General features: G+C 46.1%; 14 protein-coding genes. 12 read left to right on the top strand and 2 right to left on the bottom strand.

Going from position 1 to position 12,709, the window contains the following annotated elements; genetic code table 11:
• Positions 1 to 10 precede the first annotated feature (10 nt).
• The 4 genes from PMI05_RS02290 to PMI05_RS02275 all read left to right on the top strand — a co-directional run bounded on the left by PMI05_RS02290 (position 11) and on the right by PMI05_RS02275 (position 3,197).
• Positions 11 to 586 carry a sigma-70 family RNA polymerase sigma factor gene (locus PMI05_RS02290; protein WP_007716679.1) on the top strand — a complete coding sequence of 192 codons (576 nt, stop codon included), beginning with the start codon at positions 11 to 13 and terminating at the stop codon, positions 584 to 586.
• Complete coding sequence (locus PMI05_RS02285; RefSeq protein WP_193375242.1) at positions 576 to 1,637, top strand: hypothetical protein; 1,062 nt, start codon at positions 576 to 578, stop codon at positions 1,635 to 1,637. The genes PMI05_RS02290 and PMI05_RS02285 overlap by 11 nt, the downstream gene beginning before the upstream one ends.
• 165 nt (positions 1,638 to 1,802) lie before the next feature.
• On the top strand, positions 1,803 to 2,171 hold the full coding sequence (locus tag PMI05_RS02280; RefSeq protein WP_007716675.1) for a hypothetical protein: 369 nt from the start codon (positions 1,803 to 1,805) through the stop codon (positions 2,169 to 2,171).
• Between the two features lie 192 nt (positions 2,172 to 2,363).
• On the top strand, positions 2,364 to 3,197 hold the full coding sequence (locus tag PMI05_RS02275; RefSeq protein WP_007716672.1) for a serine protease: 834 nt from the start codon (positions 2,364 to 2,366) through the stop codon (positions 3,195 to 3,197).
• 61 nt (positions 3,198 to 3,258) lie between these two features.
• Here the strand turns inward: PMI05_RS02275 and hcp are convergent, their stop codons facing one another.
• The gene (gene hcp / locus PMI05_RS02270; protein WP_007716669.1) at positions 3,259 to 4,554 is read right to left on the bottom strand and encodes a hydroxylamine reductase; all 1,296 of its coding nucleotides are present in this window, start codon (positions 4,552 to 4,554) and stop codon (positions 3,259 to 3,261) included.
• 145 nt (positions 4,555 to 4,699) lie between these two features.
• Here hcp and PMI05_RS02265 point away from each other — a divergent pair, with 145 nt between their 5' ends.
• Positions 4,700 to 6,199, top strand: coding sequence for a nitrate/nitrite transporter (locus PMI05_RS02265; RefSeq protein ID WP_007716666.1), 1,500 nt, complete (start codon positions 4,700 to 4,702; stop codon positions 6,197 to 6,199).
• An 83-nt stretch (positions 6,200 to 6,282) separates the two neighbouring features.
• On the opposite strand, the gene PMI05_RS02260 is transcribed toward PMI05_RS02265, so the two are convergent.
• A complete protein-coding gene (locus tag PMI05_RS02260; protein WP_007716662.1) occupies positions 6,283 to 6,990 on the bottom strand; it encodes a Crp/Fnr family transcriptional regulator in 708 nt (235 codons plus the stop codon).
• Positions 6,991 to 7,177: 187 nt separating this feature from the next.
• On the opposite strand from PMI05_RS02260, the gene PMI05_RS02255 reads away from it, so the two are divergent.
• The 7 genes from PMI05_RS02255 to PMI05_RS02225 are packed head-to-tail and all read left to right on the top strand — an operon-like array spanning position 7,178 to position 12,594.
• Complete coding sequence (locus tag PMI05_RS02255; RefSeq protein WP_007716658.1) at positions 7,178 to 8,218, top strand: hypothetical protein; 1,041 nt, start codon at positions 7,178 to 7,180, stop codon at positions 8,216 to 8,218.
• A complete protein-coding gene (locus PMI05_RS02250; protein WP_007716656.1) occupies positions 8,205 to 10,379 on the top strand; it encodes a molybdopterin oxidoreductase family protein in 2,175 nt (724 codons plus the stop codon). The genes PMI05_RS02255 and PMI05_RS02250 overlap by 14 nt, the downstream gene beginning before the upstream one ends.
• Positions 10,372 to 10,941, top strand: coding sequence for a 4Fe-4S dicluster domain-containing protein (locus PMI05_RS02245; RefSeq protein WP_007716654.1), 570 nt, complete (start codon positions 10,372 to 10,374; stop codon positions 10,939 to 10,941). Before PMI05_RS02250 ends, PMI05_RS02245 begins: the two co-directional genes overlap by 8 nt.
• Positions 10,942 to 10,957: 16 nt before the next feature.
• On the top strand, positions 10,958 to 11,491 hold the full coding sequence (locus tag PMI05_RS02240) for a Rieske (2Fe-2S) protein (RefSeq protein ID WP_007716653.1): 534 nt from the start codon (positions 10,958 to 10,960) through the stop codon (positions 11,489 to 11,491).
• The gene (locus tag PMI05_RS02235) at positions 11,475 to 11,678 is read left to right on the top strand and encodes a hypothetical protein (protein WP_007716652.1); all 204 of its coding nucleotides are present in this window, start codon (positions 11,475 to 11,477) and stop codon (positions 11,676 to 11,678) included. Before PMI05_RS02240 ends, PMI05_RS02235 begins: the two co-directional genes overlap by 17 nt.
• Positions 11,679 to 11,706: 28 nt before the next feature.
• Positions 11,707 to 12,024, top strand: coding sequence for a hypothetical protein (locus PMI05_RS02230; protein ID WP_039960084.1), 318 nt, complete (start codon positions 11,707 to 11,709; stop codon positions 12,022 to 12,024).
• Between the two features lie 57 nt (positions 12,025 to 12,081).
• Positions 12,082 to 12,594, top strand: a complete 513-nt coding sequence (locus PMI05_RS02225) for a hemerythrin domain-containing protein (RefSeq protein ID WP_039960073.1) — start codon at positions 12,082 to 12,084, stop codon at positions 12,592 to 12,594.
• Positions 12,595 to 12,709 lie beyond the last annotated feature (115 nt).

Raw genomic sequence — 12,709 nt, 5'->3', positions numbered from 1 at the left:
GGCCCTCTGAATGGAAAATGAAGAGATGTACCAATTACTTATAAAAATGAAAGAGGGTGATGAACAGGCATTTCATACGATGTATGATGCGACCTTTCAGGACGTATACCGGACCGTCTCCTTTCTGGTGGATCATAAGCAGGATCGGGAAGATGTCATGAATGAAATCTATATGCAAATGTGGACCTCACTTGCTAATTACGATACGAACCGTCCTTTCCAGTTCTGGCTGCATGGCCTGGTAATCCGTCAAGTGCAGAGATTTCGGGTCAAGAGCTGGAGGAGATTCCGCATTGTTGAACGCATTCGTTCCTTCTCTCATGAAGAGTCTTATTTGGATGAACATACTGCGTTGATGGATGGAACAAACCAAATGATATCCCAGTCCATACGAAAACTGACCGACAAACAGCGGACAGTGATTATCTTCCGCTTTTATCACGACTATACTCTTGAGGAAATTGCGACTTTGCTCGATATTCCGCTGGGTACAGTCAAGTCCAGATATCATGCTGGCCTCCAGGCGCTTAGAAAAACCTTAGGGAATCTCCCTCTGGAAAGGATGGAAAAGATCAATGACTATTGAACGAAAAATCCGTGATCATCTGCACGAAGAGGCAGAAACGATGGAGTGCCCGTCGGCCATTTCCAAACGAATCGAACAATCTTATTCTCACTATTTGCAACGAAAAAGGAGCGAAATAACTATGAAAAAACGATTAATTGGTGGAATTGTTGCTGCTGCGATTTTGATTCCAACCGCAGCATTTGCGGCCCCTGTTGTGATTGATATGCTTACTCGAGCACCAATGACTTCTGAACAAGTCACGCTGGATGAGGCTGGGAAAGCAACACTTGAGAAGCTGTATCGTGCCATTCCCGAAACAAAATCGTTTGAGATTATCGATGCTAGCTACCTTGGAGACCCCAATGATTCAACCAAAAAGGTCCAACTAAGCATCGTCTTGCAAGAAAAAGGGGGAACTGGCAAAAAGCTTACCCTCCATACAAACGGTATTACGGATGAGATTCAAGACCTGACGCAAGAGAATTGGGAGCCTACGGAGAAGCCGCTCATTACTTTACCTGATCAGGAAATCAAGGGGAAGGTAGATCAGCTCATTGATAAATTGTATGGCAACATCAAAGATTACGAGGTTGCCATGGAGCAAATGGACAATCCAAATCAAAAAACATTTATCTTGAATTACACCAAGAAGGGATCAGGAGGAGAGGGTTACCAAGTATTTGTTCAGGGGAATAGCATTAGTCTTGCTCCGGTAGATTTTGAACCATCTAACGCTGAAGTAGAAGGTTATTTCTCTAGAGACGGTAAGCCTGATTATTTTGCTGATAATTTTATAAACGATGAAAAACTGTTTGCTCTACTAAAAATGAGCCCGACAGAGTTAAAAGAAGAACTAGCAAAAGGGAAATCTGTTGTGGAAGTTGCAGCATCGAAAAATATCTCGAAACAACAAGTTATTGATGTGATTGCAAAAACACAGGCTGAAAGACAGCTTCAAGATGGGAAAAATAAAGTAACGATTAGCGATGATTTACTGAAACAAATGATGAAAGAAGTCGAACCAAAAGTCGTACACGTAATTGAACACAAAACGGAAACGGAATGGTAGTAGTTTGCTAGGAATTGATTGGAAGAAAGAGAGGCGGGAAACCGTCTCTTTTTTCGTCAAAAATAAAGTTGTGCGTCCGCCTACGGGAAGATTCATGATGGCTACGTATACTGTAACGTACTATTTTGACTTCACGCTCAAGTCAATCGAAAGGAGAGGTCGACCGTGGCAATTGGACAGACGACTCGGGTCAGCTTGCCGTACCCCTCTACATGGGAAATTCAAGCGAGCTTCGGTGGAAGACCCACCACGTTGGGCACATTGGTGATTTCCAATGTCTCGAATGGCAGGGTCAGTGGTACCGTTAATTTCCGTGGTACTCCGATTCCCATACAAGGGAGTTGGGATGAGAGGTCCAGGCAAATCACGATTGAATCACCTTATGCCAATTTTGTTGGCACTTTTGCTTACAAAGACGAGCCAACACTTGGGTTGCGACATTATGTATTACGAGGAACGGTTCGAATGAAGCCCCCATCTGTGCGGGCAGGAGAAGTGGGAACATGGACGGCCGTTACGAATATGCCGCTGTAAGGAAATAGGAGGGTCTTATCTACCGATGGATAGGGCCTTTTTTTAATTCCATCAGGATCACTCGCAATGGGAAAAAATGAAATGTTTGGTAGAATAATAACAGAACAAATAGAATCTCAACCATTTGGTCAGCAGGGATTCCGGTAAGAAATGAAGACTGGCGAACACAAGACTAGAGAAGGAGGAAAAACTGTGAATAAACAGGCGGACAAGCAGACAAAAGAGGCATTAAAAGTATTACAGAACCAATCAGTCATCCAATCAGCTGAATACTGGGTACAAAATGCTCATGAAGGCGGGGTTGTCCGTGGAGACTTGGTAGCATTGCTCATCCAAAACATGGCGAAAAAACTGACTGCAACAGTTCCTCAACCCGAGCCGCCAGAAAAGCCGAAGCCTGAACCAAATCCAGACCCTACCAAACCTGCCAAGCAACCGAAGCCGTGGAGTGAAATCGAGAAGCTGGCAAAGGCTGCTTCGGTTCACATAGACATTGGATTCGGCGGTACGGGTGTATTATTGAAAGGCGGCCTATTGCTGACGGCAAAACACGTATCCAAAGGTAGAGTCTCTTTCAGAGTGAAAACGTACGCGCGGGATTGGTTAGATGCGACTTTGGTTGCGGAGCACCCGGGAATAGGAAAAGATGCTGTTGATCTGGCGCTGTATAAGATTGGGCGACCGTCTGCAAAATTACCATTCCTGCCTTTGAGCGCTGATCCACTTGTGAGTGGTCAAAAGCTACTGACTGTCGAAGCGGAGTATACGGACTGGATTGTAAGGACTGGAGAGTTGTGTCAGTTAAGCACCAAGATGCAACCGTGGGAATTTGACTGCTCTGTTCCTGTGGAGAATGGCAACAGCGGCGGAGCCGCCGTCAATGAATATGGAGAAGTGGTCGGTATTTTCGTCAACGTAACGGCTGTAGGCATCCAACGAGGAAGCATCCGGGAAAGCGTTCCTGGTGGAGAAGCAATCAATTTGCAGCACCAAGTTGTTTCAGAATGGCTTACAAAATGGTTATAAAAAAATAGAATGAGGCACCTTCCTGTTATAAGAAGGTGCCTCATTTTTGATTGGCGACAGTCTATTGAGTGATTCCGAGCATTTGCTTCATATCTTCTTGGGCATCACCAATCAACTGAATATGGAACAAGTCTTGCAATACTTCCAGAACACCGGGCTGAATGAACTCAGGCAATTTTGGACCGATCCGTATATCTTGTATCCCCAGGCTAAACAGACCGAGCAGGATGGCAACCGCTTTTTGTTCAAACCAGGAAAGAACGATACTTACCGGCAGCTCGTTCACTTCACATTCGAAGGCATCGGCTAATGCAGCCGCAATCGTAATGGTAGAAACCGAGTTATTGCACTGTCCCAAATCGATATATCTTGGGATATTGGTACCTGGCACGGTGCCGAAATCTACATCGTTAAAACGGAATTTTCCGCAGGAGGTAGTAAGAATGACTGTTTCTGGCGGTAAGGACGTAGCCAATTCACGGTAATACTCGCCTCCCTTGCCAGGAGCGTCACAACCAGCGATGACGAAGAAGCGTTTGATCTGTCCTTCCTTGACTGCCTGAATAATTTCAGGGGCGATGCCGAGGACCGTTTTGTGGTGGTAGCCGGTCGTCAATGTCAGTTCCGATTCGATGGAAACCTCAGGAAGAGACAATGCTTTTTCAATGAGCGGCGCAAAATCGTTATCTACAATTTTCGTCACGTTCTCCAAACCGGTTATATCATACGAAAAGAAACGATCGGCGTAGCTGCCACGAATAGGCATTACACAGTTTGTTGTAGCGAGTATGGCGCCGGGAAATTTCTCAAACAATTGACGCTGATCGTACCATGCTTTCCCGATGTTTCCTTTCAAATGAGGATATTTTTTCAGTGCGGGGTAGCCATGTGCAGGCAGCATTTCGGAATGCGTATACACATTGATTCCTTTGCCTTCTGTCTGTTTTAACAGCTCTTCGAGAGCAAACAGATTGTGTCCCGTAACAACGATGCATTTTCCTTCTATTTTGTTTTGCGAGACTGTGATTGGCTGCGGCACTCCGAAATGATCCGTATGAGCCCGATCCAAAAGCTCCATGACTTTTATCGCGGCCTTTCCTACTTTCATGGCCATTTGCAAATGTTCGTCTAAGTTAAAATTCACATTCGTCAATGTAAAATAGAGAGCTTCCTGTGTAATCCCATCCACTTCAGGATCGATATAGCCCAGTTGTCGAGCATGTGTGGCATAAGCCGCAATTCCTTTTAAAGCAAAAATAATTGTATCCTGAATACTCGCAAGATCTTCATTCTTTCCGCAAACGCCTATGACCTTACAACCACCTGATGGAGTCTGTTCACATTGATAACAAAACATGTATAATCCACTCCTTCGATTCAAGATTTCGCCTTGATTATAAGCGGATTGCTCGGAAGGAGCTGTGATTAAAATCACAACGAAACCAAACTTTGCCTTTTATCATAGTGGATGAAGAAGATTTCCCAAGTGAGGGGTGTTGTTTATGGTACGAAAATGGCAGTTGCCGTTACAGACGTTGAGTCTTACGGTCGGTTTCATGGTATGGGTCATTCTGTCATCGCTCATGCCTTTTATCAAAGAAACCGTACCTATGAGTGCAAGCGAAGTGGCGTGGGTGACAGCGATTCCTGTTCTTCTTGGATCGTTGCTGCGAATCCCCGTTGGATATTGGAGTAACCGATTTGGCGCGAGAATATTATTTAGCATCAGCTTTCTCTTGCTATTGGCTCCTGTGTTTTATATTAGCCAGGCGACCACGTATACAGATTTGTTAATCGGCGGGCTATTTATAGGGATAGGCGGAGCGGTGTTTTCCGTTGGTGTCACTTCTCTACCTAAATATTATCCGAAAGAAAAGCATGGTTCTGTAAACGGAATCTACGGTATGGGAAATATCGGTACAGCGATCACCACTTTTGCAGCGCCCGTTCTGGCTAAATCGTTTGGGTGGGCAACTACTGTACAAATGTTTATGTTATTGCTTGTGGGATTCGCAGTGCTTACCTTCTTGATGGGGGATAAAAATGAACCTAAGGTAGTGACTCCTCTTGGTCAGCAGATCAAGAGTGTCTACAAAAACGAAAAGCTATGGTTAATCAGTTTGTTCTACTTTATTACGTTTGGTTGCTTCGTCGCTTTCACCGTGTATCTCCCGAATTTTTTAGTGAGCCATTTCCAACTGGATAAAGTAGATGCAGGTATGAGAACAGCAGGATTCATTCTTTTGGCGACACTTGCAAGACCATTGGGAGGCTGGCTAGGTGATAGGTGGAACCCCTTCAAGGCATTGATGATTGTGTTTGCCGGGCTCGCCTTGTCTGGAATTGTCTTATCTTTCTCGCCATCGATTTTAATGTATACGGTAGGATGCTTGTTGGTAGCGATATGCGCAGGTATCGGTAACGGTGCCGTGTTCAAATTAGTGCCGATGTATTTCTCGAGACAAGCGGGGATTGTGAATGGGATCGTATCTGCCATGGGGGGATTAGGAGGATTTTTCCCACCGTTGATCTTAACGCTGCTGTTTAATCTGACGGGGCATTACGCGATCGGTTTCATGGCGCTATCTCAGTTTGCACTGGCAAGCTTGGTCTTGGTGATGTGGATGTTTTATCAAGAGAAGCTGCAGCTCTCCGCCACCATTATGGAAAAGACGGGAGAGGCGATACTGATTACCGATACACGAGGAGTCATTAAAAGTGCGAACCATGCTTTTACGAAAGTGACTGGGTATGAGATGAATGAGGTGATTGGCAAGTCCCCCAATATTTTAAAATCAGGCAAGCAGAGTGCCGACTTCTATCAAAAGATGTGGGATTCGATCAAGAAGAATGGCTATTGGCAAGGAGAGATCTGGAATCGCCGGAAGAATGGGGATCAATATCTCCAATGGCTAACGATCAGCGCGATTGTGGACGATGCAGGAGACGTCGAGTACTATGCTGGTATGTTCAGCGAGCTCGCGGAGCAAAGACATGGATAAAGAAGCTTGAACCCCTTATGAAAAAAAGTCTTGGACGGACAAGTCCAGGACTTTTTTCGTGCAGGAAAGGATGGAGACTTTGCTCACATTTGGCAAATATCTGGAGGGCAGTCATCACAAAAAATCGCTTCTTTTAAATAGGCAAGGTCCTTAATCAAGATATGCCCGTGGGGAAGCAGATCGATGGTGTCCTGTTTTTTTAGATCGGAAAGCATCCGGTTGACACTCTCTCGTGTCAGACCAATGAATTGCGCCAAATCGCGATTGGTAAGGGAAAGGTCGATGAGGATTCCTTCGGGGTGTGGCTTGCCGTACGTGTTACTCATGCGGATTAACGTTGAATACAAGGCGCCAATTTTGCCATTGAGTAGCAAATCGCGAAATTTGGATTGCATCCGCCTGTTCATCAATCCCATCCAACGCAGGAAGTCTACGCAAAATTGACCGTTTTTGATGAGCATTTTTTCCAACCCTTGTCGCGGGATGATCCATATCTCACCCTCCATCAACATGGTGCCTGTGGAGGTGTACTTCAATTCCTGTTCGAAGAGCCCTGAGACGCCGACTAGCTCTCCTTCACCAAATACTTGCAATGTTAATTCTTTTCCATCGTTTGTGTTTTTTGTGAGCTTAATTTGGCCCGACGAAATCAAGAATAGCTGATCGGCACTTTCACCATCCAAAAACAGAACGGCTCCGGGAACGAAATTTTTCCTAACAGAAAACGTTTCAAGGCTATTCACAAAATCGGAAGAAATCTGCTCTACAAACGTTGTGCCATTTCCGGTCATGTGGGTCCTCCCTACAACAAGGATACAAAGGTAACTCATTATATCATCTGAAATCAATGGTTTGGGAAGAGAAAATCGTCCTAGATTGTGGCAATGGTGTGAGGTAAATCACAACCTGGGTTACGAGCCATTGCTACAATGGACTCGAGTGAAAGGAAAAAATGAGCAGCAGCAGGGAGGGTGTTGTATGAATTATATATTTGCTTCCAAGGTAGCGAAGCGTGCTTTTATCATCATTGCTTGCTTGTTCGTCCTAAGTTACGTGGGAACACGTTTTTTCACGCATATCGATTTGGCGCTTTACGGCTATATGGTGGGGACTCTTGTCTTTATTGGAGGTTTCCTATACCGATTTTCTGCGTGGGCAGATCGCCCGCCAACGAATGTTATTTTGAAAAAGGGGCTACGACTTCTCTTTCGTAAAAGTACGGCGAATACAACGGTGGATCATCTGGCCATCTATCGCTTTATTTGGAATCGGGGATGGTACCGCTGGACACAGCACATTTTGCTGGGATGGGGATGCATCTTGGCCGCGTTTGTCACCTTTCCGTTAGTTTTTGGCTGGATGTATTTCACAATGACGGACAATGGTTTCTATCAGGTCGTGTTCATGGGTGTGGATGTTCTGACCGTAAAAGCGGATGGCTGGGTTGCCTTTCTCTTTTACAACGCGTTGAACATTACTGCTTTTATGGTCATCAGCGGAGCAGTCATGGCATTGTATCGCAGATTCAAGAACATGCAGGCACGGGCTGAACAATCCTTTGTCTACGACTTTTTGCCTTTATACCTGCTACTGTTTATCAGCGTGACAGGCTTGATGTTAACCGCAAGCAACATGTTCTTAGGGGGCTTTGGGCACCCGGTCATATCAGTCACTCATCAATTTGCAGTGATTGTGACATTGATATATCTGCCATTCGGAAAACTGGCTCACATACCGTTCCGTCCCATGAGTGTGTTTGCACGTAATTATCGCGAACACTACGGCGAGCAGGAAATGAAAAAGTGCAAAGTGTGCAGCAATGAGTTTGTTTCTGCGGAACAGTCGGCAGATGTAATCAACGTGCTGGGTAAAAACGAAATGGCTTTTCAAATGGAAGAAGGATTCCACTTGGCTGAACTTTGCTTGCCGTGCCGCAGAAAATACCGGATGTTCCGCTTCACAGGAGTTCCTACGCACGAGATCAATGCCAGGGAGGCAAATCAACATGCCAAAGGATAAATTTTTTAAAGTAATTGAAAACAAGATACATCCGAACGAGAAATTGGTCAGCACGCACTGCTGCTACTGCGGTATGCAATGCGGGATGAACCTGCGTGTAGATACATCGACGAACAAGATTATCGGAGTGGAGCCACGGTACGATTTTCCTGTCAACCTGGGTAAGATGTGCCCAAAAGGCGTGACGGCTTATCAGCAGGTGAACCATCCGGATCGGATACAGCGGCCGTTGATTCGAACAGATGCGTCATTAAAAGGCACGGCGGAAGGATTTCGGGAGGCGTCATGGGAGGAAGCACTTGACTTGATCATTTCCAAGTTCAAGGAATTGCAACACAACTATGGCAAAGATACCTTGTCAGTTTACTCTGGCGTTTCCATGACGAATGAAAAATGCTATCTCACGGGTAAGTTTGCGCGGGTCGCCTTGCAAACGCGCTATATCGACTACAATGGTCGCTTCTGCATGTCCTCCGCTGCGGCAGGATTGAATCGAAGCTTGGGGATTGATCGCGGTTCTACCATTCCCTGGACGGATATTCATCAAACAGACTGCTTGTTTTTAGCCGGTTCAAACGCGGCAGAGTGTCATCCAACCAGCATGTTTCGCATTTGGGAAGTGCAAAATCGAGGCGGTTATCTAATCGTAGCCGATCCAAGGGAAACACCTCTGGCACGTCGAGCTGATATCCACCTGGATCTGCGACCCGGTACAGATTTGGCACTGGCAAACGGAATCGTTCATCTCCTGATCAAGAACGGACATATTGATGAAGACTTTATTCGAAATCATACGAATGGTTTTGAAGAAACAAAAGAAGTGGTTGCTACCTTCACACCGGAGTATGTCAGCGAAATAACAGGGGTTTCGGTGGAGAAGATTGTGAGGGCTGCCGACATTTTCGGGAGGGCACCCGATGCGATTGTGATGTTTTGCCGTGGTGTGGAACAACAGGCGAAAGGGACGGACAACGTATCGGCCTATACCAACATGTCGCTCGTCACAGGCAAGATTGGCCGTCCAAAATCAGGTGTTGCAACCCTTACTGGTCAAGGAAACGGTCAAGGGGGGCGGGAACACGGGCAAAAAGCCGATCAATTGCCTGGCTACCGCAAGCTCGATAATCCTGAACATGTGCGTGAAATAGCATGTGCCTGGGGCATTCCCGCGGAAGAGATGCCGCAGAAAGGTGTCTCTGCCTATGAGATGTTCCAGCTGATGAAGGATAAAACAATCCGTAGCTTATACTTACTCTGCTCCAATCCGGTTGTAAGTGCGCCAAATCTAAACCATGTTCGGGAATCCCTGAAAAGTTTGGACTTTATGGTTTGCTGCGACTTTTACTTGTCCGAATCAGCTGAATACGCCGATGTCGTTCTTCCCGTTACGACTTGGGCAGAGGACGATGGAACGACTACCAACCTCGAAGGTCGTATCATTCGTCACCGTCAGGCACAGGAATGGTTCGAAGAATCCAAGCCTGACTGGTGGATTCAGGTAGAAATCGCCAAAAGAATGGGGCGCGGACAATTCTTTGCTCACTTGAAGTCTCCCCAGGATATTTTCAATGAAATACGTCAGGTATCCAAAGGCGGAATAGCTGACTACTATGGGGTCACCTACGAGAAAATTGATCAAAATAATGGTGTTTTCTGGCCGTGCCGTGAGGAGGGCGACGAGGGGCAGCCCCATTTATTCCTGGATAAAAAATTTTATCACCCGGATGGCAAAGCCAAAATATGTGCGTTGCCTTATCGCCCGCCAGCGGAGGAGCCGGATGAAGAATATCCTTTGCGGCTAACTACGGGACGAGTTGTGTTCCACTATTTATCCGGGAACCAGACAAGACGAATCCCGTTTTTGAATGACATGTATCCTGATCCTCTGCTAGAGGTTCATCCAAAAACAGCGACTCGTTACGGCATTGAACACGATGAGATGGTCACTCTGAAAACAAGAAGAGGCGAGGCGCAGTACCGCGTGAAAGTTATCGAGGCGATTCGAGAGGATACGGTGTTTGTTCCGTACCATTGGGGAAAAGCGCAGTCTATCAATCTGCTGACCAACCCGGCATTGGACCCTTACAGCAAAATGCCAGAGTTTAAAGCGTGCGCCGCGAAAATCATCAAGCACAAGCATGGAGGAGTTCGCCATGGGTAAACAAGTCTTATACATCGAAATGGATAATTGCATCGGTTGTCGAAGCTGCTTGGCGGCGTGTACACAGTGTGGAGGTCACGACAACCGAAACCGAAACTACGTACTGGATGTGGACCCGTTTATCAGCAGACAAACGATTCCTCTCATGTGCTTCCATTGTGTCAATCCTGCTTGTGCCCGCAGCTGTCCTGCTCAGGCGATTCAAATCGGAGATAATGGAGCCGTATTGTCAGCTTTGGTAGAGAAATGCATCGGTTGTCAAAATTGTACGATTGCCTGCCCCTATGGGATTCCCAAATTTGATGAAGAACAGAATCTCATGTACAAGTGCGATCTATGCTACGACCGTACGAAAGAGGGAATCCCGCCGATGTGCGCTTCGGTTTGCCCGACAAACACCTTGCAGTGGATTGAGGAAGCAGAGCTGGAAGAAAAACGGGCACAGATTCCTTTGGCCAATGGCAAATGGACTGCCAGCCACGACCCGGATGTGCTGGAAGGCGAAACCAATGTGAAAATTAGCCTGCCTGGCATTCTGCAGGGCAAACAGAAGCTATTCTAGAGGGGAGAAATACCTTATGGAGAACGAGAAAACCCGCCCAATTCCGTTGAAGGATGACAATTATACACATAACATTAATCGTTCTAATGAGCGAAGTCTGGATCGACGGAGTTTTATGAAAACAATGGTAGGAGCAGCCGGTCTATTCGCGGCATCTACTCTACCATGGGGGGCATTAGCTGCCAAGGAGCTGATGAGTTCATCCAGCAAGTCGTATCCCACACAAAAAATCGCGAATCTCAGCGATATAAAACCCGGAGATGCGATTGAGTTTGCTTATCCAGGAGAGCATGACAGCGCGTTGTTTGTATATGTGAAGGAAAAGGAATACAAGGCGTATCAAAATGCATGTACCCACCTGCGTTGTCCGGTATTTTGGGACCGAGATGAGAAAGAGCTGCTATGTCCTTGCCATCATGGGAAATTTGATATCGCCACAGGTAATCCGCTCGCTGGTCCCCCAAGAAGACCACTTCCGGAAATTGTGCTTCAAGAGAAAGATGGAGCTGTATACGCTGTAGGGGTGAAGAGATATGAAGAGCAGCTATAGAAGTGTCATCCTATTAGCATTGATCTTGTTCGCCAGCATTGTTTGCACCCAGTACACAGTCAATATGTATTTTGCACAGCGATATTTGGAGGTGCTATTGCTCAGCGGTGCAACGGTAGTGTTGTTCCCACTGGCATGGATGGTATTTAGAAAAGACCAGCGGGATCGAAGAGAACAAGGGAAATAATCTGCGGAAGGGAGTGTGATCAGTGACCATGAATCCTAGTAAGAGAACAATTGCCGAGCTTCACCAAGAGCTGCCTGCCTTGGTGGATAAAAAGATGGGGATACTCATTCAAGATTTGGCGGATAATGCCGAACCACACAGTCCGGCTCTCTTGGAAAGGCAGCTGGCAAAATGGGAGATCACGGAGGATGAGGAGCATCTGCGACTCTATTTTAATCCTTGCCAGTTTATTGCGATTCCCATCCAGAATGGACCGGTTGTTTTTTCGCAAGAGGATGACTGTATTCAAATGGTTGCGAGGGACAATCGGGGACAGCTAGCGTATCGCATTTCTTTTGGTAACTAACTCCCACTAGTAGATGGAGGGATTGTAATGGGACCACCGCCTATAGGATGTATGGGGATGATGCAGGAGTTTGAAGGGAGAAGGAAGCTGTGTCCAGCTCTGGAAAAATTGAAAGACGAGCACCTATCATTAGTTGAGCAGTTGAATGAGCTCGTACATCTAGCAAATAACCTGAAATCTACTGCTGAACCTACTAAAAGAAAGAAAGGCTTAACAGAGCTTCATGAGCTGGCGTCCTCGTTTCGGGCGGAACTGGAGAGACACTCCAGACGCGAGGAGGAAGACCTGTATCCCCTAATGGCTAACTATATCGAACGGGAGATGGGACCGATTGCTGCCATGGAGGAAGAGCATGATCTTATTCATGAAAGCCTGATGTCGTTCATGCAAATCGTAGAAAAGGAAAAGTCTGAACCTGTTGAAGTAGAAGCTGTCCACACTCATTTGCTGAAGTCAGTAGAAATACTCTTGGAACATTTCTTTAAAGAAGAGAGTGTGCTGTTCCCGATGGCAGAATACGTATTGAGTGACGCAGAGAAAGAGCAGTTGCGAGTACTGTTTCAAGATTAAAAATTATGTAGCCCTCCTACTGGTAAAAGTGGGAGGGTGTTTTTGTTTTCCAATTATATTATTTTAAGGGAAAATGTGCGTGTTTCTACTGTCATTTGTCGGTTTCAATCGGATG

The organism is Brevibacillus sp. BC25 (assembly GCF_000282075.1).
Taxonomy (GTDB): domain Bacteria; phylum Bacillota; class Bacilli; order Brevibacillales; family Brevibacillaceae; genus Brevibacillus.
The sequence above is the reverse complement of the archived record's forward strand: the minus strand, read 5'-3'. Positions and strand labels throughout refer to the sequence as shown.

Coding starts and splice junctions, on each gene's coding strand:
- PMI05_RS02290 (WP_007716679.1), top strand. CDS start 11: ATGGAAAATGAAGAGATGTACCAATTACTTATAAAAATGAAAGAGGGT.
- PMI05_RS02285 (WP_193375242.1), top strand. CDS start 576: ATGACTATTGAACGAAAAATCCGTGATCATCTGCACGAAGAGGCAGAA.
- hcp (WP_007716669.1), bottom strand. CDS start 4,554: ATGTTTTGTTATCAATGTGAACAGACTCCATCAGGTGGTTGTAAGGTC.
- PMI05_RS02265 (WP_007716666.1), top strand. CDS start 4,700: ATGGTACGAAAATGGCAGTTGCCGTTACAGACGTTGAGTCTTACGGTC.
- PMI05_RS02260 (WP_007716662.1), bottom strand. CDS start 6,990: ATGACCGGAAATGGCACAACGTTTGTAGAGCAGATTTCTTCCGATTTT.
- PMI05_RS02255 (WP_007716658.1), top strand. CDS start 7,178: ATGAATTATATATTTGCTTCCAAGGTAGCGAAGCGTGCTTTTATCATC.
- PMI05_RS02250 (WP_007716656.1), top strand. CDS start 8,205: ATGCCAAAGGATAAATTTTTTAAAGTAATTGAAAACAAGATACATCCG.
- PMI05_RS02245 (WP_007716654.1), top strand. CDS start 10,372: ATGGGTAAACAAGTCTTATACATCGAAATGGATAATTGCATCGGTTGT.
- PMI05_RS02240 (WP_007716653.1), top strand. CDS start 10,958: ATGGAGAACGAGAAAACCCGCCCAATTCCGTTGAAGGATGACAATTAT.
- PMI05_RS02235 (WP_007716652.1), top strand. CDS start 11,475: ATGAAGAGCAGCTATAGAAGTGTCATCCTATTAGCATTGATCTTGTTC.
- PMI05_RS02230 (WP_039960084.1), top strand. CDS start 11,707: ATGAATCCTAGTAAGAGAACAATTGCCGAGCTTCACCAAGAGCTGCCT.
- PMI05_RS02225 (WP_039960073.1), top strand. CDS start 12,082: ATGATGCAGGAGTTTGAAGGGAGAAGGAAGCTGTGTCCAGCTCTGGAA.